This is a genomic window from Thermogymnomonas acidicola JCM 13583 (assembly GCF_001316105.1).
Taxonomy (GTDB): domain Archaea; phylum Thermoplasmatota; class Thermoplasmata; order Thermoplasmatales; family Thermoplasmataceae; genus Thermogymnomonas; species Thermogymnomonas acidicola.
This window is the reverse complement of the sequence record NZ_BBCP01000004.1, coordinates 55,949-74,771: the sequence shown is the minus strand read 5'-3', so window position 1 is coordinate 74,771 and position 18,823 is coordinate 55,949. Positions and strand designations below refer to the sequence as shown.

The 18,823-nt window shown below is 58.8% G+C and carries 30 protein-coding genes and 5 pseudogenes; 23 read left to right on the top strand and 12 right to left on the bottom strand.

Annotated features, from left to right (window positions below; genetic code table 11):
• Positions 1-37 precede the first annotated feature (37 nt).
• Positions 38-499 carry a GtrA family protein gene (locus tag JCM13583_RS04575; protein ID WP_075056862.1) on the top strand — a complete coding sequence of 154 codons (462 nt, stop codon included), beginning with the start codon at positions 38-40 and terminating at the stop codon, positions 497-499.
• Here the strand turns inward: JCM13583_RS04575 and JCM13583_RS04570 are convergent.
• Positions 500-998: pseudogene (locus JCM13583_RS04570) on the bottom strand (acyl-CoA thioesterase).
• Between the two features lie 206 nt (positions 999-1,204).
• Here JCM13583_RS04570 and JCM13583_RS04565 point away from each other — a divergent pair.
• From JCM13583_RS04565 to JCM13583_RS04545, 6 genes are all read left to right on the top strand, one after another.
• Positions 1,205-1,483, top strand: coding sequence for a hypothetical protein (locus tag JCM13583_RS04565; protein WP_171823438.1), 279 nt, complete (start codon positions 1,205-1,207; stop codon positions 1,481-1,483).
• A complete protein-coding gene (locus JCM13583_RS04560; RefSeq protein WP_075056861.1) occupies positions 1,480-1,662 on the top strand; it encodes a hypothetical protein in 183 nt (60 codons plus the stop codon). Before JCM13583_RS04565 ends, JCM13583_RS04560 begins: the two co-directional genes overlap by 4 nt.
• Before the next feature lie 43 nt (positions 1,663-1,705).
• Positions 1,706-1,930 (top strand): hypothetical protein, encoded by a 225-nt coding sequence (locus tag JCM13583_RS13830; RefSeq protein WP_171823437.1) that lies wholly within the window; start codon positions 1,706-1,708, stop codon positions 1,928-1,930.
• Positions 1,876-2,358 carry a hypothetical protein gene (locus tag JCM13583_RS04555; protein WP_075056860.1) on the top strand — a complete coding sequence of 161 codons (483 nt, stop codon included), beginning with the start codon at positions 1,876-1,878 and terminating at the stop codon, positions 2,356-2,358. The genes JCM13583_RS13830 and JCM13583_RS04555 overlap by 55 nt, the downstream gene beginning before the upstream one ends.
• Before the next feature lie 62 nt (positions 2,359-2,420).
• Positions 2,421-3,242, top strand: a complete 822-nt coding sequence (locus JCM13583_RS04550; protein WP_075056859.1) for a hypothetical protein — start codon at positions 2,421-2,423, stop codon at positions 3,240-3,242.
• Positions 3,143-3,997, top strand: coding sequence for a DUF87 domain-containing protein (locus tag JCM13583_RS04545; protein ID WP_162509396.1), 855 nt, complete (start codon positions 3,143-3,145; stop codon positions 3,995-3,997). The genes JCM13583_RS04550 and JCM13583_RS04545 overlap by 100 nt, the downstream gene beginning before the upstream one ends.
• 86 nt (positions 3,998-4,083) lie before the next feature.
• Here JCM13583_RS04545 and JCM13583_RS04540 read toward each other — a convergent pair whose 3' ends face one another.
• Entirely contained in the window at positions 4,084-4,299 is a 216-nt protein-coding gene (locus JCM13583_RS04540; RefSeq protein WP_075056857.1) for a hypothetical protein, read from the bottom strand.
• Between the two features lie 321 nt (positions 4,300-4,620).
• Here JCM13583_RS04540 and JCM13583_RS04535 point away from each other — a divergent pair, with 321 nt between their 5' ends.
• The 12 genes and pseudogenes from JCM13583_RS04535 (at position 4,621) to JCM13583_RS04480 (ending at position 11,276) form a co-directional block, all read left to right on the top strand.
• The gene (locus JCM13583_RS04535) at positions 4,621-4,995 is read left to right on the top strand and encodes a dihydroneopterin aldolase family protein (RefSeq protein ID WP_075056941.1); all 375 of its coding nucleotides are present in this window, start codon (positions 4,621-4,623) and stop codon (positions 4,993-4,995) included.
• A gap of 1 nt (position 4,996) precedes the next feature.
• Positions 4,997-5,544, top strand: a pseudogene (locus JCM13583_RS04530) (NTPase).
• Positions 5,541-5,936, top strand: a complete 396-nt coding sequence (locus JCM13583_RS04525) for a hypothetical protein (RefSeq protein ID WP_075056856.1) — start codon at positions 5,541-5,543, stop codon at positions 5,934-5,936. The pseudogene JCM13583_RS04530 and the gene JCM13583_RS04525 overlap by 4 nt, the downstream one beginning before the upstream one ends.
• Positions 5,923-6,615 (top strand): hypothetical protein, encoded by a 693-nt coding sequence (locus JCM13583_RS04520; RefSeq protein ID WP_075056855.1) that lies wholly within the window; start codon positions 5,923-5,925, stop codon positions 6,613-6,615. Before JCM13583_RS04525 ends, JCM13583_RS04520 begins: the two co-directional genes overlap by 14 nt.
• Before the next feature lie 139 nt (positions 6,616-6,754).
• Positions 6,755-7,547: pseudogene (locus JCM13583_RS04515) on the top strand (UbiA family prenyltransferase).
• The gene (locus JCM13583_RS04510) at positions 7,544-8,305 is read left to right on the top strand and encodes a geranylgeranylglyceryl/heptaprenylglyceryl phosphate synthase (protein ID WP_075056940.1); all 762 of its coding nucleotides are present in this window, start codon (positions 7,544-7,546) and stop codon (positions 8,303-8,305) included. Before JCM13583_RS04515 ends, JCM13583_RS04510 begins: the two are co-directional and overlap by 4 nt.
• Positions 8,306-8,368: 63 nt before the next feature.
• On the top strand, positions 8,369-9,031 hold the full coding sequence (locus JCM13583_RS04505) for an ABC transporter substrate-binding protein (protein WP_162509393.1): 663 nt from the start codon (positions 8,369-8,371) through the stop codon (positions 9,029-9,031).
• Between the two features lie 106 nt (positions 9,032-9,137).
• Positions 9,138-9,365: a hypothetical protein gene (locus JCM13583_RS04500; protein WP_075056853.1), complete on the top strand. Its 228-nt coding sequence runs from the start codon at positions 9,138-9,140 to the stop codon at positions 9,363-9,365.
• Entirely contained in the window at positions 9,362-9,796 is a 435-nt protein-coding gene (locus tag JCM13583_RS04495) for an iron chelate uptake ABC transporter family permease subunit (RefSeq protein WP_075056852.1), read from the top strand. Before JCM13583_RS04500 ends, JCM13583_RS04495 begins: the two co-directional genes overlap by 4 nt.
• Complete coding sequence (locus tag JCM13583_RS04490; RefSeq protein ID WP_162509392.1) at positions 9,697-10,014, top strand: iron chelate uptake ABC transporter family permease subunit; 318 nt, start codon at positions 9,697-9,699, stop codon at positions 10,012-10,014. Before JCM13583_RS04495 ends, JCM13583_RS04490 begins: the two co-directional genes overlap by 100 nt.
• The gene (locus JCM13583_RS04485; RefSeq protein ID WP_075056850.1) at positions 10,011-10,433 is read left to right on the top strand and encodes an iron ABC transporter permease; all 423 of its coding nucleotides are present in this window, start codon (positions 10,011-10,013) and stop codon (positions 10,431-10,433) included. Before JCM13583_RS04490 ends, JCM13583_RS04485 begins: the two co-directional genes overlap by 4 nt.
• Positions 10,434-10,451: 18 nt before the next feature.
• Complete coding sequence (locus JCM13583_RS04480) at positions 10,452-11,276, top strand: ABC transporter ATP-binding protein (protein WP_162509391.1); 825 nt, start codon at positions 10,452-10,454, stop codon at positions 11,274-11,276.
• Between the two features lie 79 nt (positions 11,277-11,355).
• On the opposite strand, the gene JCM13583_RS12150 is transcribed toward JCM13583_RS04480, so the two are convergent.
• The 7 genes from JCM13583_RS12150 to JCM13583_RS04450 form a co-directional block, all read right to left on the bottom strand.
• Positions 11,356-11,547: a hypothetical protein gene (locus tag JCM13583_RS12150; protein WP_162509390.1), complete on the bottom strand. Its 192-nt coding sequence runs from the start codon at positions 11,545-11,547 to the stop codon at positions 11,356-11,358.
• Positions 11,534-11,917, bottom strand: a complete 384-nt coding sequence (locus JCM13583_RS12145; protein ID WP_162509389.1) for a hypothetical protein — start codon at positions 11,915-11,917, stop codon at positions 11,534-11,536. Before JCM13583_RS12145 ends, JCM13583_RS12150 begins: the two co-directional genes overlap by 14 nt.
• A 19-nt stretch (positions 11,918-11,936) precedes the next feature.
• On the bottom strand, positions 11,937-12,290 hold the full coding sequence (locus JCM13583_RS04470) for a hypothetical protein (RefSeq protein ID WP_075056847.1): 354 nt from the start codon (positions 12,288-12,290) through the stop codon (positions 11,937-11,939).
• A gap of 140 nt (positions 12,291-12,430) precedes the next feature.
• Positions 12,431-12,847: a cobalamin biosynthesis protein gene (locus JCM13583_RS04465; protein ID WP_075056846.1), complete on the bottom strand. Its 417-nt coding sequence runs from the start codon at positions 12,845-12,847 to the stop codon at positions 12,431-12,433.
• The gene (locus JCM13583_RS04460; protein WP_075056845.1) at positions 12,844-13,161 is read right to left on the bottom strand and encodes a cobalamin biosynthesis protein; all 318 of its coding nucleotides are present in this window, start codon (positions 13,159-13,161) and stop codon (positions 12,844-12,846) included. Before JCM13583_RS04460 ends, JCM13583_RS04465 begins: the two co-directional genes overlap by 4 nt.
• A 132-nt stretch (positions 13,162-13,293) precedes the next feature.
• Positions 13,294-13,725 (bottom strand): aminotransferase class I/II-fold pyridoxal phosphate-dependent enzyme, encoded by a 432-nt coding sequence (locus JCM13583_RS04455; protein ID WP_075056844.1) that lies wholly within the window; start codon positions 13,723-13,725, stop codon positions 13,294-13,296.
• Positions 13,726-13,834: 109 nt separating this feature from the next.
• The gene (locus tag JCM13583_RS04450; protein WP_162509386.1) at positions 13,835-14,344 is read right to left on the bottom strand and encodes a hypothetical protein; all 510 of its coding nucleotides are present in this window, start codon (positions 14,342-14,344) and stop codon (positions 13,835-13,837) included.
• A gap of 86 nt (positions 14,345-14,430) precedes the next feature.
• Between JCM13583_RS04450 and JCM13583_RS04445 the strand changes: the two genes are divergently transcribed.
• Both JCM13583_RS04445 and JCM13583_RS04440 read left to right on the top strand, forming a co-directional pair.
• On the top strand, positions 14,431-14,757 hold the full coding sequence (locus JCM13583_RS04445; RefSeq protein WP_075056842.1) for an adenosylcobinamide-GDP ribazoletransferase: 327 nt from the start codon (positions 14,431-14,433) through the stop codon (positions 14,755-14,757).
• Positions 14,754-15,215, top strand: coding sequence for an adenosylcobinamide-GDP ribazoletransferase (locus JCM13583_RS04440; RefSeq protein WP_075056841.1), 462 nt, complete (start codon positions 14,754-14,756; stop codon positions 15,213-15,215). The genes JCM13583_RS04445 and JCM13583_RS04440 overlap by 4 nt, the downstream gene beginning before the upstream one ends.
• A 134-nt stretch (positions 15,216-15,349) precedes the next feature.
• On the opposite strand, the gene JCM13583_RS04435 is transcribed toward JCM13583_RS04440, so the two are convergent.
• Positions 15,350-15,574, bottom strand: coding sequence for a hypothetical protein (locus JCM13583_RS04435; RefSeq protein WP_075056840.1), 225 nt, complete (start codon positions 15,572-15,574; stop codon positions 15,350-15,352).
• Positions 15,575-16,053: 479 nt separating this feature from the next.
• A pseudogene (locus tag JCM13583_RS12140) lies at positions 16,054-16,923 on the bottom strand (transposase).
• A gap of 207 nt (positions 16,924-17,130) precedes the next feature.
• Between JCM13583_RS12140 and JCM13583_RS04420 the strand changes: the two are divergent.
• Positions 17,131-17,852, top strand: a pseudogene (locus JCM13583_RS04420) (flagellin).
• Positions 17,853-17,952: 100 nt separating this feature from the next.
• Positions 17,953-18,309 carry a DUF6114 domain-containing protein gene (locus JCM13583_RS04415; RefSeq protein WP_075056837.1) on the top strand — a complete coding sequence of 119 codons (357 nt, stop codon included), beginning with the start codon at positions 17,953-17,955 and terminating at the stop codon, positions 18,307-18,309.
• Between the two features lie 166 nt (positions 18,310-18,475).
• On the opposite strand, the gene JCM13583_RS13825 is transcribed toward JCM13583_RS04415, so the two are convergent.
• Positions 18,476-18,637: a hypothetical protein gene (locus tag JCM13583_RS13825; RefSeq protein ID WP_171823436.1), complete on the bottom strand. Its 162-nt coding sequence runs from the start codon at positions 18,635-18,637 to the stop codon at positions 18,476-18,478.
• Between the last annotated feature and the right edge of the window lie 186 nt (positions 18,638-18,823).

Sequence of the window (18,823 nt, the reverse complement as noted above, 5' to 3'; positions counted from 1 at the left end):
AGACACAGTGATATTCACCCATGAAATATCCCATTGCATGCCTGGGGCGGGTGTAAGGGACAGGATACTTGACCTAGTGAGGAGGAACGTGGTCAGGGCCGGGAAGTACTCGCTCTCAGGCTTCATCGGGTTCCTGGTCATAGAGGGCATCACAGGCTCACTCGTTGCCGAACTGGGTACAGGCATGCTGGTCCCCATAGACGTCCTCGCTTACTTCACCGGCATAGCAACTGAATTCCTAATAAACGAGCACTGGACAACTCTCCACTCAGGCCTGCACACTGGCAGGTTAAGGGGAAAACTTGTGAGGATGATGAAGTTCGAGGCACTCAACGTCCTCGGCAACTCCGTATCAATAGGCACCCAGCTGGCACTGTTCAGGTTCTTCCACCTTGACCCCCTGATCGGAAACTTCATCGGTTCCTTTTTCTCCTTCCCTGTGAACTATTATTTCCAGATGAGGGTGGTGTGGGGGGGCATAGACGTGACCAGGGAGTGATCATATCTCGTTCTTGTGGCTCTCCCTGACCCTGGAGAGCTGGGCGAGCCTGGCCTCGCTCCTCTTCGCCCCCCCCTCCTCGAACCTCCTCTTTGTCTCTTCGTCCTCAATGAGCAGCCCTGGAACGGGTGTGGGCCTCCCGTCCTGGTCTATGGCCACGTATGTGAGGAACGCGGTTGTTGTGAACCTCCTGACGCCTGTGAGGCCCTCCTCGCTGTAGACGTCAACCTGTATCTCCATTGTAGTCCTGGTGACGTAGTTGAGCCTGCCGCTCATTATCACGATGTCCCAAGGTGTATGGGGGGGAGAGGAAGAAGAGAGAGTCTATGCTCCCTGTGACAGCGCGCCTCCTGGAGTGCTTCGTGGCCACTATGGACGCCACGTTGTCAATCCATTCGACCAGCCTGCCACCGTAGAGGGCGTTGTAGATGTTAGTGTCAGCCGGCAGGACAAGCCTCTGGAGTTCTGTGTACGATTCCCTCCATGACTTCTGCTCCATCAAACCTTGATGGTGGCACCGATTAAATAGGTTCGCAGGCACAAATGCACCCGGATCGGCAGGCGTGCAGTCGGCGGGATTCACGGGTGTGTGAGAAACACAATATATGTGAATTATGATACAATGATATAAATACAATTAAACTATCTATTACAATACATAGACAATGGAAACAGTTTAATTTGATGGTGATCATAACCGGAGCCATGCTGGATCCGAGGATGTACCTTTCCGCAGTCGGTGGCCTGGCGTTCACCGGGGGGGTGCTCGAAAGGCTCCTGGAGGTTGCCATAGGCGTCAGCTCGGTCGTCATAGCCATACTCTGGATTCCTGTGGCCCTGGGGGGGTTCTTCAGCGTGGATGAGAACAGGCGTTACGAATCGCACCTAAGGCTCAGGAATGCAATCATAGGCACTGTCATCTATGCCCTTGCGGTGAGCGGCTCCATATACGGCATCTTCAAGTTCATAGCCTTTGGCACATGAGCCTCTCAGCGCTGGTGCAGGCCATCTCCTCCGCCCTCCTCTCCCTCGACTACCTCCTCTGGCACTTCGCGGTGATGCACGCCCTGACCCCAAATTACGAGTTCGGCATAGAATCGAGGGTTGTGGCAGAGGTGCCCCCTTTACCACCAGCTCCTAAGGTACGCGCTCCCCTCACTTGACACAGCAGGTTGGGCCCTGCTCGGCCTAGCCATGCTGGCAGGCGTGGCCGGGAGGGAAAGGGCAGAGCGAACCATTGCAGCCGCGCTCACATCACTCACAGTCTCCTCGCTCTCATTCGCGATCACGCACTGGACAGAACGCACCTTCCTCTCCCTCTATTCCATTGCCTGGGGGGTGACTTTGGGCGCCACATTTCATATCCCCCCCTTCCGGTGGCTGCACATGCAGGTGGCCTCATCCTCCTCGTCCTCTATTACTCTGCACTGATGGTATCCCTCTCACTGCTTCTGGCAGTTGCCCTGGTGCTGGAGGCGCTGACACTTGCCCTTCAGTTTGTGCTCCCCCCCGTCGTGACAGCCATTGCCATACTGCCTGCGGCCAGGAGGGAGGCCATCAGGCTCTGGAGCCTTTACATGCAGTCTCTGGCCTCTCCATTCGTGATCCTCCTCTGCGTGTACCTCTCATCCTTCCTAATGGGCTACGCTGGCCTCCAGATAGGCATGCTGCTCCTCGCCCCCCCACTCTCCGTCACGCTGATCGTTGGAATAGGTGGCATCTACCTGGGCCAGGGCCTCTCATACATGGCATCCTCCATCTCCATCGCCATCTGGCCAGGTCTCCTGCGCAGCTTCCGCAGGCACATTTCCAGGGACGACCGCATGCAGGACATGGAAAGGGAGAGTGATGACAGCTGAGGGCCATCAGGCTCTCCGCACCACCGCTGGGGGGGAGAGGTGTCAGTTACAGGCTGCTATCTGTGCTGCTCATCCTGCTCACCTCCCTCTGGCTCTCCTCAACCTCCATCCCACTTGCAGCAGCCGTGGGTGCCGTTGCCTGCTGCTCCTGGCAACACGCTCGGGCAGGCCTTTGCTCCTGGACATGCTCTCTCCAGCCATCGCAGCTGGGGGGCGCGCCTGGCAGCGAGGGGGGGATCGTGTTTGACGGGCCCTCCTTGCGCTTCAGGGGCATCAGGCTGAACGCCTCCAAACCCGAGAAGGGCAGGGTGCCGGGGAGACATGCCATTTACATGACAGCCACACAGGATGTCAGTGGCGATTTCTACAGTTCCGCTGTAGTTGCATCGCCCTCGGTTCGGCTGGAGAGCGCTGTGGAGGGGGGGGTTGGATCACCATTCCTGGCACTCTCGTGCATGGTCTCGGGGGGGTGGGACTGGGCAGGCAGGACATACTTCCTCTGGAAAGGACGGTACAGGTCAGTGCTCTCCGTTGAGGAGTTCCCTGAGGTAAGGGCGAACTTCTTCAGGGAGTTCCTTGACTACGGAGACCTGGACGCCATGCTGGTCTGCACAGTCAGCGAGGTGCAGAGGCCGGACAGGGTGCTGGCCAGGGCCCTGGCCGCCCTAAGGGCCAGGAGGGACCTGGCACCGGAAACGGTGCGCCGGGCCAGCAGGGTTGACGAAATGGTGAGGTACGCGGAATACCTGCTCTCCGCTTCCGCGGAGGGCGAGAGAATCTATTCATGCACCGCCAGCATAGTGGTGAGCGCTCCGGACCTGTCGGGCTCAGGGAGAACATCGAGGCACTGGAGAGGCGTGTTGTCTCCTTGGGCGGAAGGCTGAGGCTGCTGAACACCTACGAGGTACCTGCACGGGCTATGAAGCACATGGTGCCGGGCAGGGAAAATGGTTTATATATAACACACTCGTCCCTGGATGCCATTGCAGTCCCGGAACCGGCGAGGCCAACCTCCGGTACCTTCCTGGGCTACAGGGAGGACAGGAGGAAGTTCCTGTTTGACCCGTTCAGGCACAACTCGTTCAACGTGTGCGTAGTTGGTGAGACCGGAAGCGGGAAGTCGCACTTCGTCAAGAGGCTACTGCAGGGCCTTTTGGCAGACACGGCAATCTCTGCCTTCCTGATCGTTGACCCGCTGGATGAATACTCGCCCCTCTTTCCGGGTGCAGCAAAGATAGATTTGAGGCGGTCCGCGTTCGATCCTTTCAGCGCCAGGCAGGGGGGGAGCTTCATTTTCGTTACAGGCACCCAGCGTGACCGGGACTCTGCATTCAGGCTCGCACTCATGCTCCGCTTCATCCCGGAATGGATGAAGCAGCCAGGGAGGAAGGTCCTGGTCTTCGAGGAGATGAGCAACCTCCTGTGGAACAGGGAACTGGCAGCCTTCGCCGGCTCAATAGTGAGGCACTCCCGCCACTACCTTACCAGTGTGGTCTCGGTGACGCAGAACATGGACGACCTCAGGGCCGGCGATGGGGGGGACTGGAACATACTCCTCAACTCCGCACACATATTCATCTTCAGGACGCCAGACCTGGGGGGGCGCAACATCATTACTGCCCCTCAGGGGGGGAGATGAGGCCTCAGGGCTCAGGGTGGCACGGTCCAGGGCACGTCACAGTGCATCTACCTATCAGGGGGCGAAAGGCACGTCATCACGGTGCACTAGGTATTTCTCTCCTTCTCTGCAGTGTCAACGAGCACAAGCGTGAGTATCCCGAATACAACCAGAACCACGGTGAAGGAATACACGCCTATGTCTGCCCATGTATCGTATAGTATTGACCATGCCAGGTAGAAGCCTATGCCGAAGAGAAGCAGGAAAAGGCCAACAAACCTGTAGCCGTTCTGTACTGTCAGTATCCTCCTTGAATCCACCATCTTCGGGCCTCCATATCCTAAAGTCCATATTTAACTGTTGCCGGTCGCCCACCGAGACACCGGTGCCGGCCCGGCCCAGTGCTGAACACCAATCGGGACTGTGGAAAGCCCTCAGGCACAACCTGTGTACTGTGGGCCCGGGTTTTCCCTGCCAGGCCCCCCCGGATGATGGCCGCAGGGGAACTGAATGGTGGCGGGAAACAGGACACACCCATGAGGCTACCTGCTTGGCAGGAGCCTTGTTCTGAATAGCCTGCAAAAACGGGCAACCAGTCTTATTCACTAAATAATATTTAACTACTTCCGTGTAATTAAGTGGCAATGCACGATCCTGCCCAGAAGTACTTCAACTGCACTGAGAGGGACAGGGCAGTGTTCGAGGCTGGCATCAAGCTGGGCACCCTCTACCACCAGTATGTGGGCGTACCCCTCAACCTCAGCAACGTGGACGCACTGGAGAGGGCCATGGAGGGCAGCCTCAGGGTCCAGCCGTTTGTGACCGACGCCAGGGTCAGGATAGATAGGGAATCGATACACAAGAGGCAGGGCGTGTACAAATACATAACTCTGTATGGCGAGATGCTCGACGTACAGGTGGAGGTCACCTACGGGAGTGTCAGGGTAAGGGCCAGGCTCAGGTACGTCGAGGATATGGACTACCCCTTGATGTACGTTGAGGACGTCAGAGAGGGATGATATGGCTGTGAAGATATGCATAACGGGACCTGTGGGCTCAATAAAGGCCGAGGCTCTGTCGAGGATAATCGAGATGCTTCAGAAGGACGGCCTGACTGTGCAGGGTGTCCTGGTCAGCGAGGTGGTGGAGAACAACAAGCTCGTGGGGGGGTACTCGATCTTCGACATAAGTTCCAAGAAGAGGGCGGTCTTTGCCCAGAGCGGCATTGTGTCCAGGGTGAAGCTCGACAAGCTGGGCGTGGACACCAGGGTGCTGGAGGAGATACTGATACCGAGCCTCCAGAAGGCCAGGGAGAACGCTGACGTCATAGTGATCGATGAGGTGGGGAAGCTGGAGAACCTGACCAAGAGCGTGCAGAAGGAGATCGGCGAGACGCTGCGTACTGAGAAGCCAATAATAGTGACGCTGCACAAGAAGTCCAGGAACCGGTGCTGCAGGAGATCAGGAGCCTGGAGGGCGTAAGGGTCTTCGATATAACGCCCATAAACAAGAACATCATGCCATTCAGGGTGCTCAGGGTTCTGAACGGCGAAGAGGGCGCGGCTTGATCGTTGAGGAGGGCTCGGTGAAGATATATGTGCCCGAGGAGCAGCCGGAGAAGGGGGGGCCGGGCAGGGCAGTTTCAGGCTTCTACAACAGGTCTCAGAAGCTGAACAGGGACGTGACATTATCCCTGCTCTCGGCCGTGAGGCCCAGGGTGGTGCTGGACGGCTTCTCGGGGGGGACAGGCGTGAGGGCCATAAGGATCGGCCGGGAGCTTGGCCTGAGGGTTGTGGCAGCAGACACGGACAGAGTTGCCTGCAGGCTATCAGAGGAGAACGCGAGGGCCAACGGTGTCGACCTGGAGGTGCTGAACGAGAGCTTCAACTGCGTCGTGGAGAGGTTCAGCTTCGACTACATAGATATCGACCCCCTACGGCTCCTGCGTGCCATTTGCTGACGCGGCCCTGAGGTGCGTGCGCAACGGGGGGGGCATACTTGGCATAACCGTCACGGACCTCACGGCGCTTACAGGTTCGAGCCCAAGGAAGACGAGGAGGCGTTACGGCTCCTCTGTGATCAACGACGAGCTCAGGCACGAGAGCGGGATAAGGGTCCTGCTGGGCTACCTGGCCAGGAGGGCTGCTTCCTATGACAGGGCCATAGAGCCTATCCTCTCATTCTGGCACTCACACTACTACCGGGTCTTCATCAGGGTCAGAGAAGGTGCAGCCCTTGCCGACAGGTGCCTGTCAAACGTGGGCATGTTCAACAGGAAGCACCACCTACTTAGCTTTTACGGGGACATCGATGAGGGCCCCCTGTGGGTCGCCGGGATGAACGACCCTGCCTTCCTCGGGAGGATGGACAGGTCATTCCTGGACAGGAACGGGAACCGGCTCCTCGACACCCTCCTCCATGAGGACAGCATGCCCTATTTCATAGAGGCAGTCCACCTGGCCCGGCACCTGAGGCTCTCCCTTCCGCCCATATCCTCCTTCATAGACGAGATAGAGAGGGCGGGAGCGCAGGCCTACAGGACGCACCTCTCGCCCACGGGAGTAAAGGTGAAAGGTGGCGCCGGCACGGAGAGCGTCATCGTAGCATACAGGAATGCCCTCTCCAGTGGAGGGGTGTAAACCTTAATATCTGTATGTGAGTTTATACCTGCGGTGCGGTGGCCTGACAGAGGAGAACACAAAGGTTGAGGTGGGAAAGCCAGGTTACGGCAACCCTGTTCACGTCTGGCTGCGCTTCATAAGGCCAGTCAACGGCTTCATGGGCCTCTTCGCCACATGGATATCCGCGTTCATAGGCAAGGGGGGGACAGGCCTTGTCCACTTCGTGGTGCCGGTGGCCGTCGCCTCCGCTGTGGTCTTCCTTGTAACATCCGGGGGGGGAACATAATAAACGATATAACGGACATAGAGACGGACAGGATCAACCACCCGGAGAGGCCACTGGTCACCGGGAGCATATCAAGGGGGGGCCAGGCAAGGGCCGCTGCCGCAGCCCTCTTCGTTATCCCGGTCGTTCTCTCCGCGGTATTCCTGCCACCGCTGTCGACGCTAATAGTGCTCCTTGCTGAGGCGCTCCTCATACTGTACGAGGCCAGGACAAAGAGGCTCGGTCTCACGGGGGGGAACATATCCATAAGCGCCCTCGTTGGTCTCATATTCATATTCGGAGGCCTCGCTGTCGGTTCGCCAGAGAAGATGGTGATCCTGTTCCTCATGGCCTTCCTGGCTAACCTCTCCAGGGAGCTCATAAAGGGGGGGTGGAGGACATTAAAGGCGACAGGGACAGGCAGACATTCCCGAAGAGGTACGGCGTGGGAGCCACACAGGCCCTGGTGGCCTCCTGCATAGCACTCGCCGTTGGCCTCTCATCCCTGCCATACCTCCTGCACCTCCTGAACCTGTTCTACGTGCCTGTCGTTGTTGTATCCGATGCCCTCTTCGTATTCTCGGCCGTGGGGATATCCAGGGACACGCACAGGAAGCAGCAGATCTCAAAGCTCGCCATGATTGTGGGGGCTCGCGTCCTTCGTAGTTGGTGGTATTTAGGATGAACGTTTACGCATCGATTCTGGAGAAGCTAAGGGAAGAGAAGGTCCACATGACGCTCATAGACCCGGCCTCGCAGACGCCGGACAGGGCAGGCAAGATAGCAGAGGAGGCGGAGGCCGCCGGGACGGACTTCATAATGGTCGGGGGGGGCTCAACTAACATCGACGGCCACATGCTGGACAGGACAATAGAATCCATAAGGGATTCATGCACCAGGAAGATCATAATATTCCCGGGCTCCTCCAACATGGTCAGCGACAGGGCGGACGCCATATACTACCTGTCCCTCATGAACTCTGAGGACCCTGAGTTCATAGTGGGCCACCAGGTCAGGGCCGCCAGGTACCTGAGGGCCCTCGGCCTTGAGGTCATACCCATGGGGTACCTTGTGTTCGAGCCCGGCATGACTGTGGGCAAGGTGGGGAAGGCAAGGCTCATAGGGAGGGAGGACCACATCCTCGCGTCCTCGTTCGCCCTCTCCGCCCAGCTCTTTGGCATGAAGCTCGTCTACTTCGAATCAGGGAGCGGCTCCCCCCCGACGACGGTGAGCCCGAAAGTCGTTTCTGAGACCAAGGCACTGATATCGGTGCCACTGATCGTCGGCGGTGGTATTAGGGACAGGGAGACGGCCCAGGCAATCACCAGGGCAGGGGCGGACATAATCGTCACTGGCACCCTTGCGGAGAGGTCCCAGGATGTCTACGCATCCCTGCACCCGATAATTTCTGGCGTCAAGGGGGGGATACCGGTCCAGAAATAGAACAGTTTAATATTCAAGTGGACTTTACCCCCTTAAAGTGAGCTTGTAAAATTGGTGATCAGCATGAAGAACAGCACATTCTGGTCAATAGCCGTTGTCATCGTAGTGGTGGTGGTCGCCTTCAGTGTCGTTGGCTACCACTACAGGGCCCCCCCACAGCCCCAGCGCGGTGAGATCGTGATACACGATGCCCTAGGGGGGACGAAGTTCGTGTTCCAGCAGCCCCTAACGAGGATCGTCTCGCTTGACCCGAGCGCAACGGTAACGCTCTATGCGCTCGGCGCCTACAAGGACCTTGTTGGTGGGAACCCCCCCTTCGATTACTACCCGCCGAACGAGACTTTGCCGAACGTAGGCAATTCTTTTAGCGTTAACTACGAGGAACTCGTGAACCTGAGCCCGCAGGCAGTCCTGGGCTACGGCACTACCATGCCGAGCTACGGTTACACAATAAATAACACTCTCGACATACCGTTCATACTGGACAACCCGGAGAGCTTCAGCCAGATCGAGAACTTCACCCTTATGCTCGGCGAGCTGACCGGGACTGAGAGCAATGCCTCCAAGATCGTGGACTGGATGAACGAATCGATTGATGCCATAGACAGCGCACTCTCGCAGATACACCAGAGGTACACTGTGTTCTACTACCTCTACGCCCCCCCAGGCGACTGGACGGCTGGCAACGGAACATTCCTGAACCAGATCTTCCAGTACTCCGGCTGATAAACATTGCAACTGCCCCCCCCGGGTACTACGAGGTCAACCCATCGTTCATTGCCAACGCCACTGCTAACAACAGCCCCCCCAGGTCATACTCCTTGACCAGTACGTGAACTACTCCAACGTGCAGGTTGAGCCGTTCAACTCAACCCCCCCGGCCTACATAGACCACAGGGTCTACACGCTCTTCAATGACAGCTTCTTCAACGAACCAGACTTCAGGATAATGTACGCCATACAGTGGCTCATATACGAGGTGTACCACGTCTACGTGCAGCTGCCGCAGTTCCCCATCGCCCTGAAATACCCGCCGACCCTTGGCATGCCGTCCATATGAGGTATGTATCACTAGACTCGGTGGCACTGAGGGGGGGTGCGACATACATCATCCCACCACTGGCACTGGTGGCCCTATCGGTACTCTCACTCATCATCGGTTCGATAAGGATACCGGCCAGCACCACGTTCAGGATAGTGGGTAGCCAGATACCGGGCATATCCTCTTACATCCACGCTACCTGGCCCAGGGCCTACTATATCATCGTCGTGTACCTCCGGGAGCCAGAGGTGATAGGCTCCCTGGTTGTGGGTGCCTCACTGGGCGTGGGCGGTGCAGTGATACAGAGCGTGTTCAGGAACCCGATAACTGAACCCTACATAATAGGCATATCCAGCGGCGCTGCCCTGGGTGCAGTGATAGCGTTCGTCTCAGGCATCACAGTCTTCGGCATATACAGCTCCAGGTCCTGGCCTTCGTCTTCTCCATAGCGGTGGTCTCGGCCGTTTACCTCTTCTCCTTCAGGGGGGGAGGGAGGGCACCCCCCCCAACATACCTGCTGCTGGCAGGCATAGCCATATCGCTCTTCACCTCATCCATGGTCGCCCTCCTCCTCTATACCAGGCCCGCGCTTGAGAACGAGGCCTACTTCTGGCTCCTGGGCTCGATTAACGGCATAACCTGGGGGGAGAGCTGCGCCCCCCCGTGACGGTCGTGGTTGTCCTGTGCATGGCCGCGGCCTTCTCCATGAACAGGTCTCTGGACGCACTGCAGCTCGGTGACCAGCACGCGCACTCCATTGGCGTGAGGGTGGAGAGGGTGAGGGCAACCGCCATAGCCGTGACGACGCTGAGCGTTTCAGCGGTGGTCTCAGTAAGCGGCCTCATAGGCTTCGTGGGCCTGATCGTGCCCCCCCACATCTCCAGGATACTCTACGGTGGCACCAACTCGAAGGTGATACCTTATTCTGCGGTCTTCGGGGCGATGTTCCTCTTAGTCGCTGAGGACGTATCTAAGATGGTTCTGCCGGGGGGGGAGGTCATACCAATTGGCATAGTGACAGGCATCGTGGGTGTGCCGTTCTTCCTGTACCTCGTGAGGAGGGTGGTGCATGGGACAGCCCGATAGCGGCCTTATCAACGTGGCCTGAGGCTTGGCTCCTTCTCGGTCAGGGACGTAACGATACCCCTGGAGAAGGGCAGGATCAACGGGATAGGTGGCAAGAACGGCTCGGGGGGGAAGTCAACGCTCCTGAGGGCAATTTACGGCTACCTGAGGCTGGACAGAGGCGCTATCCTGATCGACGGCAGGGAGATAGGGGAATACAGCGAGAGGGAGAGGGCTTCCAAGATCTCTGTGGTGCACCAGGAACACCCGGAGCCGATATCGTTCAGGGTCAGGGACATAGTCTCCCTCTACGGCACCTGGTCTGGCAGCAGCCTGTCCCTGGAATCTGTGGCGGCGAGGACTGGCATAGCGCACCTCATGGACAGGGATTTCTCAACGCTCAGCGGTGGGGAGAAGAGGCTCGTCATGATCGCTGCAGCCCTCTACCAGGACACGGAGTTCGTCCTGATGGATGAGCCGACTGCCTTCCTGGACGTGGACAGGGAGCTCCTTGTCTACGACCTGATAAGGCAGGCATCTCTGATGGGGAAGACAGTGGTGGTGGTGCTGCACGACGTGAACTCCCTGGCAGCCCTGTGCCACAGGATCACCTTCATGAAGGAAGGGCAGGTCGTTGCGCATGGCAGGCCGGAGGAGGTACTAAGGACGGACATTCTGGAGAGGGTTTACGACACAGGGTTCACAGTCAGGGACGGCATATTCGTTCCGGTGAGGAGGGACCTCAGCGGGCTGAGGGTCAGGGTGACTGGCAGGGACACATGGAGGATCGAGGAGATCCTGGCCATGCACGGTGCCAGATGGGAGGCGGGCAGATGGAACTCCATTACGACGGGTCGGTTGTGAGGGTAAGCCTTAACGGTGCCAGCAGGGAAATGCCGTGCACACGGCCCGAGGATGCAGCTGAGGCTGCCAGGCTCGTGTTTCACGGGACCATGGAGGAGTACAGGGTGTCCACCTCCTCCATGATCTCCAGGTCAGAGAGGCCCGAGGACTTCGCTATGAAGTAGGCCGCCCCCCCCATGCCCACGCCCTCCCTCACGTGCCCCCCCTCGGAGTACTTCCTTATGCCGGGGGGGTGCCTGGAGAGGTCGGCCCTAACATCAACGCCCTGCACGTTTCCAGCCACCCTGGCTATGTCCTGGTACCTGTGCTGGAGCACCCAGCTGGTAGTTATTACAGGCAGCCCGTGCCTGTCCAGTATCCTTGATGCAAGGTAAGATACGCAGGCCATCTGTGTCCCCCCCTGCCAGGATAACCCCCCCATCGCTCTCGGATATTATGCCCAGGGCAACGCACATCATGTAGTCGCCCGCCTCCTTCACCGCATCACCGGGTGAGAGCGTTTTCCTGGCTATCCTGGAAACAGTGTCGTTGTAAACGCTCTCCTTCAGTTCCGTTGGGTCGTCAGGCATCGAGCTGCTGCTCCTGAAGTCCAGGCCGCAGAGGCGGAGCACTGTCATTGCAGTGGTCGTACCACCTGGCACGCTCTCCGCCAGGTAGATGTTAGAGTAGCCCCCTGAGCAGTGTTGAGGCTATGTAGCGCCCGTAGGCGAAGGCCTCCTGGAACTTCGGGCACGCTGGCTTCAGCCTCGGATCACCTGCTGTGCCCAGGCCCGTGTGCAGGTGCGGCACCTTGGGGGTGTCGCTGAGGCCAGCATCAACAACCAGCCTCCTTGTGCCTGTGAGGTCCAGGCACGCCCTTGTGAATATGGCCGGTGTCGGTATGCCATCTGGGGGGGTTGCAGGCGGCACGTCTATGCTCAGCGGTGAGCCGGCCACCACTATCTCGCTGTCCACCGTGGGGGGGGTGAGGTATGTTGCCCCAGGGTTCGGGCCAGCCGCAGTTATTCCGGGCACTGTGGATATCTCTGTTGTCCCTGCCAGTAGGACGAATATCGAATCGGACAGTCAGACCACCACCCTTACCAGCGCAATGGGCATGGCCAGGATGAAGATAAAGAGGAGGGAGGAGAGGACAAAGATCCTCACTGCATCCCTCACGTCAGAGGGGGGGTGGGGGGGTTCCGGCCACCCTCATTTATTATGTACTCCCCCGGCTTCTCCAGCCAGACGCCCAGCAGCTTGGCCATGGCGCTCATGGGCCACCCAGCGTTCGCACTGTCTGTGAGGCCAGCGAACTCTATGGCCGATCCCCTGGCCCTCCTGCCAGTGGCCTCCCCCCGCCAGGCTATGAAGGCCGGAGATACCCTCGCCGGTACGTAGTTGAATAAGGTGTCTATGAGCGCGGCTGGCCTTCCGAAGAGTATGTAGGTGCTGTCCTTGTAGCCCACCGTGGAGTCGAGGTTGTTGGCAGCCCGGTATACCATGGCGCCTATTATGCCGAAGAGGCCGTAGAAGAGGAACGGGCCGAGCACCCCCCCGTCGACCAGGCCCTCGGCCAGGCTCTCTATCAACGCCGATGATATGTGGGAAACCCCCCCATCCTGGAAGTGTCCCTCCTGACCAGCCTGGAGAGCCTCATCCGCGCTTCCTGTACGTCTCCCCCCCGATCAAGGGAATCGAGGACACCGTTGACATGCTGCAGCATTGACCTTATGGCAAACGTGGACTTGAGGAGGAAGGCGGACACGACCACCGTGGAGACCAGGCTCAGGTATGCAAGGTGGAGCACAGCGAACGTCACCACTCCCACCACAAAGAGGCAGAAGAGGGCATACGCCAGGCCGTTGCCGAACGTTGCCCCCGTAGGCCCTGAAGAACCTGTCAAGGTACGCTTCGAGCCTCCCGATCCAGACAACGGGGGGGTGGACGGCCTCCGGGTACTCGCCAAACGCCAGGTCATACGCCAGGGCTGCCGCAACGATGATCAGGGGCAGCAGCACGGGCAGGATGGGTGACATCAGCTGCCACCACCGGCCGACCTGCGGAGGGCATCCATGACCCTGTCAAGGTTCCCGGCATCGGGCACGGCCATCCTTATGGCCTCAGCCCCCCCGTAGATCTCCACCCTCCTCACCGCTATGCCCAGGGAGAGCATCCTCTCCCGGAACCTCTCTGCTGTTATCCCGGCAGGGACACTGAAGGACAGGTAGTTTGCCGACGGCCTGCCTATGACTCTCATCCCCCCCATGCGCTCCAGGCCCTCAACCAGCCTCTCCCTCAGTTCCCTGTAGGCCAGTGAAAGCCCATCGAGGTCCGGCAACGGGACTTTGAGCAGGAAGTCCACAGCCTCTTCCGACAATGACCAGGGTTCTGCCAGCATCCTCGCAGCCTCCAGGAACTCCTCTCCTGAAGTCACAATGGCGAGCCTCATCTCCGGCCTCGCCAGCACCTTCGTGAGTGACCTGAATGCAACAGTGCCGGAAGAACTGGAAGCCCTCTTGGCATAGCCTCGAGGCCCGTGAAGAACATGAAGCTCTCGTCAATGAAGATGGGGCCGTTCACCTCTGTTTCCAGGCTCCTGACCGCTCCCCCCCGCCGATGATGGAGCCAGTGTGCGCCGCCGGTACTGTAAGCACCGCTGCTGTGGGCCCAACGGACCTCACGATCCTGGGGTACCTTTCCAGAGTCCGGTCGTAAAGGCTCACAGGCCTGTGCCTAAGGGCCAGTGCCCTTTGCACCTCGCTGAAGGATGGCTCTATGATCAGTGGCCTCTCTCCCGTGAACTCTGGCATGACCCTGTGTATGAACCAGGTGGCACCCGGGACTATAGCCACACTCTCCGGCTCAAGGCCAAGCCATTCCGCCACCCTCTTCTCTGCCCTCACCCTGTCAGGGTCAGGGTACCTGCCTGTGTGACTGAACGATACGGTGTTCAGGTTCACGCTGAGGTCTAGGACACCATCTCCCCCCCTGGCGCCTCCCCCCCCGTGTTCCACATGCCTCTGCGGCCTCACTGTGAGGAGCACCTGGCCCATCGCTGGCCACGATAAAATGGTTGCCCTGCTCACTGCCTGCGATCCCTGCTCCTGGCCGTGCCATGCGTCTGTAAATTGGGGAATGAAGCATTTTTTAGTGGTCAACGATCAAGGTCTCATTGGCACTCGATGGTTTCCGCTCTGCCCTCTCCTTCCTCACAAGGATACCTGCGGGCAGCTTCCGGTTCTCTGACACGTACGTCCTCTACTTCTCCGCAGTTTCCCTGGTCACGGGCACCATAGGTGCCCTGCCCATGCTCCTCTCACCCATCACTGGCCAGCTTGCAGCATCATCGCTGTCTGTGGCGCTCCTCCTCATATTTACCGGATACCACCATGCCGATGCCGTCATAGACTGCGGCGACGCGCTCATGAAGACCGGTACTGTGGAGGAGAGGAGGGCAGCACTGAAGGACGGCAGGACAGGGACCGGGGGGGCATCGTGACTTTCGTAATACTCTACGGTGCCCTCCTGTCAGCCTTCTCCTCCACACCGTTCCCTTTCTTCGCCTTCCTCCTGGCGGAGATGGCCTCGAAGTCCTCCATGGTGCTCTCCGCTCTGCACGGCAGGCCGTTCGGCCGTGGGATGGGTCAGTCCTTCAGGGAATCCCTGGACAGGCGCAGGGCCCCCCCATCTGTCCTGGCGAACACGCTGCCGCAGCTGGTCCTCGCCCTGTTGTTCCCAGGGCCGGGCGCCTACTCGCTCCTGGTGGCCGTTGCCTCCTCCATCGCAGCATCTCTATTCCTGCACAGGGCCTTCGGCGGCTTCAACGGCGATGTCCTTGGCCTTACGGGTGAGATCGGCAGGATATCCTTTGCCGTTTCCTTCCTCATCCTCGCACGCCTTCACATGTACCCTGACCTGTGCCTGCTCCACAGCCTCCTCGCCTCCTCGAGGTCATGAGGTGTGTTTATGTTGGCCATGTCGAACGTGTCCAGGGGGGGGACCTCTGAATAGCCCTCCTCCCCCCATCACTCCTCTCCCTACAGAACAGTGCCAGGGGGGGCACGTTCTGCCCCCCCTGTATGTGGCCTCAGTTATGCACTCCCCCCGCCGTCCTCTGAGGATATGAGGAGATCCAGGGCCGCGGTGGGGATGTATAAGTCCACTCCTACCACCAGTACGGAGAGGCCTTTCAGGCGCCTCAGGAGGAGTGACAGGTCTTCCGGGTACCCGCGGCCGGGTGCCAGGTAGACCCTGTAACCCTTCCTGATGCAGTATGCCACCGTGCGGGCCGCGTGCAGGCTGCAGCAGACGACCACGGGTGCCAGCCTGCGGAGGTGGCTTACCTTCCATTCGAGTAGTGTCCGGCCGCTATCCTTATGAGGGCCTTGTCAGGGTTGGAGAGCCTGGTGCCGCGTCCACCCGCCATTATGACGCACACATCCGGCACCCTCTTAACCTCTCCTCCACGCACACCTGTGGATATCGGGGCTGCTTAAAAACATGGCCGGAAATATGGCATTGCCGTATGGGCAGGAAACTGAGAATGCCACCTGCGGTGCAGCGGCACACACATCACTGCAATTCAGCAACCTGCACGTGGGCGGACCCCCCCTGGCAACCCTCCCATTTCGGGATGCACCAAATGCGCAGTGCCTGCCTGTAAAGCTCGGGGTCATCAGGGCACGCTGCAGAACGATGGCCCCCCCACGGCCTGGTTGCCGCCTTAACTGTCGCATGAAGGGCCGCAACGGCTCTCCCTGAGGACATGCAAAGGGAGACCAGTGAGGCCCGCTCCTCAGTCCATGTGGCCTGCCTCCTCCTGGTTGGAGGAGAGGAAACTGGATATTATCTCGTTTGGCGTGGTCACGCGGTTCTGGAACCTGCTTATAACGGGTCTGTTGTTGTACCAGTAAAGGAAGTTCTCAGAGTGGTTGAACCCCCCCCACCTGAACCTGTCGTAGTTCTGCCAGAGCCTTGAGAGCGAGAGGTGTACCCTGTTGCCCCCCCCTTGTCCGCCTCCACCTCGGCCACACCGTTGGCCTTTATGAAGCTCTGTATCTCCGTAGCCGCATAGAGGATGGTGAGTACGCCGCTCCTCATGATGATCTTGCCCACCTTCAGGCCGTTCTTCGCCGCAAACTCGAAGAGTGACGCGAGGACTTCCTGCACCAGCTCCTTCGTGATCTTCCTGCTCTCCCTCATGGACACGATCTTCCTGGTGGAGAGGTCGATGCAGGCCACCGCGTACGGGTGGTCTATGGACGTCTGGTGGTAGTCAAGGTAGACGGTCGACAGCGGTGGCTCCCTCTCCTCCTCGCTCTCGGCCCTCTCCTTCTGTACCTTCCCCCCCCTTATCATGTTCTTGGTGCGCATGTAGTTGTAGACCTGGTAGTAAGACACCCGCCTCCCCCCCCTGCTCTTGAGCAGGTAGAATATCGTCCTGGAACCTATCTTGTAGTTGTTCCAGAGTTCGTCTATCTCACGCGCGTCCTCCTCGCTCAGCTTCGAGGACCTCCTCTGGGGGCCTGTCGCCCGAGAGGTCTTCCTTCAGTATCTGCTGTATCCTCCTGGGCGTGACGTTGAACATCTTCGCCAGATCCACGACCCGGTACCCCCCCTTCCTGACACTCTCCACTATGAACTTCTTATCCTCACTGGTCAGCATGGTAATTGTCTATGCCCGGGAGCATTCAAAACGGTTTTTTGCAGACTGGTTGTCACCTTCATATGTATGTGTGAGGTGCTGTTGCGCAGGGCCCGCTGGCTATGGGTGCGCCCGTGAAAAATTTCGCATACCATACGCTGGCCCGTTTAAATACTTGCCAGTGAATATACACAAGGACTTACAGAAAGACCTGCGAGGTAAAGGAAGATGAACAGTTTCAGAATGGTCAGGAGGCTGATCCGGAAGGCGTTCTCCCTCAGGGAGGAGGACCGTTCCGAGACCGGGATAGGCGTCCTGATAGTGTTCATAGCCATGGTGCTTGTGGCTGCTGTGGCGGCCTCTGTGCTGATACACACTGCCGGCATACTGCAGCAGAAGGCCACGTCCACTGGCTCCAACACGATACAGCAGGTGTCCAGCGGCATAGCCACAACTGAGGTGCTGGGCTACGACTATGCGAACCCGCCCGAGAGCGGCGGCATAACCTACCTTGCCATCATAGTGACAACAAACTCCGGGGGGGGTCACCTGTCAACCTTGCCAACGTCACCCTAACCCTGACGATAGACGGGACCACCGCCATACTGGTCTACAACCAGAGCATATTCGCTGACATATCCTCAACGGGGGGGTCGGATAACCTCTTCGGCCTCTCCGTGTGGTCGGAGCTGGGCAGGTCGCACAACAACCCAACATCGTTCGGTGTCATAGTGATAAAGGATCCGAGCAGCTCCATGACATCGAAGTACCCTGTGCTCTCACCCGACGACCAGGCGGCGATAATACTGAACGTGACCAACACCTTCGGCACCAACATATCCCAGGGAGCCTCTGTGGAGGGTCAGGTGACTCCTGAGACCGGCGCCTCGGCACAGATAGAGTTCACAGCACCACAGTCCTTTGTCTCCAGGACGATCACGCTGCAATAGACACCTCGCCTCCCCCCCTTCAGCATGTGCCCGGGCTGCTGCAAGGGGAGTGTACAGGACTGGGAAAAGTAGATTTACCATATCCCCCCCATGACCACGGGTGCAGCAGAGCAGGCCTGTGGACTCAGCGGTCACCGCTGTGGCAGGCGGTGTGATAGTGGTGGCAGTGGGCCTCTACCTCGTCTACGTTATAACAGGGATACTCCATAAGACGGCTGGCCTGTCACTGGTACTGGCCGGCACGGCCGTTGGGGGGGTGGTCATTATTGCCCTCGGCCTCCTTGCCCTCAGGTACCCGGAGAGGCACAGGCTACTCGGGGGGGGCCTGATAATGCTCTTCGGCTTTCTCAGCTGGCTCGGTACCTCCGGTGGCTACATAATGGGCCTGGTGGTGAGCATCATCGGCGGCATCATGACCGTGGTGTGGAAGCCCCCTGCCCAGGCACCTCCGCCATGAGCATGTTCCAGTCCACAGGCTACAGGCGAAAGCGCCAGGAAACACCAGGCCTCAACGCATGCTGAAAATTAAAGCGCGGGGAGTGGGATTCGAACCCACGCTCTCATACGAGAAACAGCTTAGCAGGCTGCCGCCGTACCTCTGGGCCATCCCCCCCGCAGATGCCTCAGGAGCCGTACCTGTCCTGCAGGTCGTTGGCTATCTGTTCGAGAACCTCCTCGAAGTCCTCGTTTTCAAGCGTTACAACGTCACCGTTGGGCAGTATGATTTTCGCGTAGTATATCTCACCGTCCTTTGAGATCTCCACCTTAGCCAGGTTCTCCGCCATGCCATTCCCGTACCGTTACCGCATATATTAGAGCTTTGATGGCCTCCAGGGCGCCCTTGAAAAGTATAAATATGGGTTCTCCCTTCGGATTGCGGAGGTGTGAAGTTGGTCACATACTCAAAGAGAAGGGACTACGACGATGACGACGACTACGACGACGAAGACGACGACGATGACTTCTGATCA

Excerpts from the sequence above, each read along its gene's own strand:
- JCM13583_RS04575 (WP_075056862.1), top strand. The coding sequence starts at position 38 with ATGCCTGGGGCGGGTGTAAGGGACAGGATACTTGACCTAGTGAGGAGG.
- JCM13583_RS04565 (WP_171823438.1), top strand. The coding sequence starts at position 1,205 with ATGCTGGATCCGAGGATGTACCTTTCCGCAGTCGGTGGCCTGGCGTTC.
- JCM13583_RS04560 (WP_075056861.1), top strand. The coding sequence starts at position 1,480 with ATGAGCCTCTCAGCGCTGGTGCAGGCCATCTCCTCCGCCCTCCTCTCC.
- JCM13583_RS04545 (WP_162509396.1), top strand. The coding sequence starts at position 3,143 with ATGCACCGCCAGCATAGTGGTGAGCGCTCCGGACCTGTCGGGCTCAGG.
- JCM13583_RS04540 (WP_075056857.1), bottom strand. The coding sequence starts at position 4,299 with ATGGTGGATTCAAGGAGGATACTGACAGTACAGAACGGCTACAGGTTT.
- JCM13583_RS04535 (WP_075056941.1), top strand. The coding sequence starts at position 4,621 with ATGCACGATCCTGCCCAGAAGTACTTCAACTGCACTGAGAGGGACAGG.
- JCM13583_RS04510 (WP_075056940.1), top strand. The coding sequence starts at position 7,544 with ATGAACGTTTACGCATCGATTCTGGAGAAGCTAAGGGAAGAGAAGGTC.
- JCM13583_RS04505 (WP_162509393.1), top strand. The coding sequence starts at position 8,369 with ATGAAGAACAGCACATTCTGGTCAATAGCCGTTGTCATCGTAGTGGTG.
- JCM13583_RS04495 (WP_075056852.1), top strand. The coding sequence starts at position 9,362 with ATGAGGTATGTATCACTAGACTCGGTGGCACTGAGGGGGGGTGCGACA.
- JCM13583_RS13825 (WP_171823436.1), bottom strand. The coding sequence starts at position 18,637 with ATGGCGGAGAACCTGGCTAAGGTGGAGATCTCAAAGGACGGTGAGATA.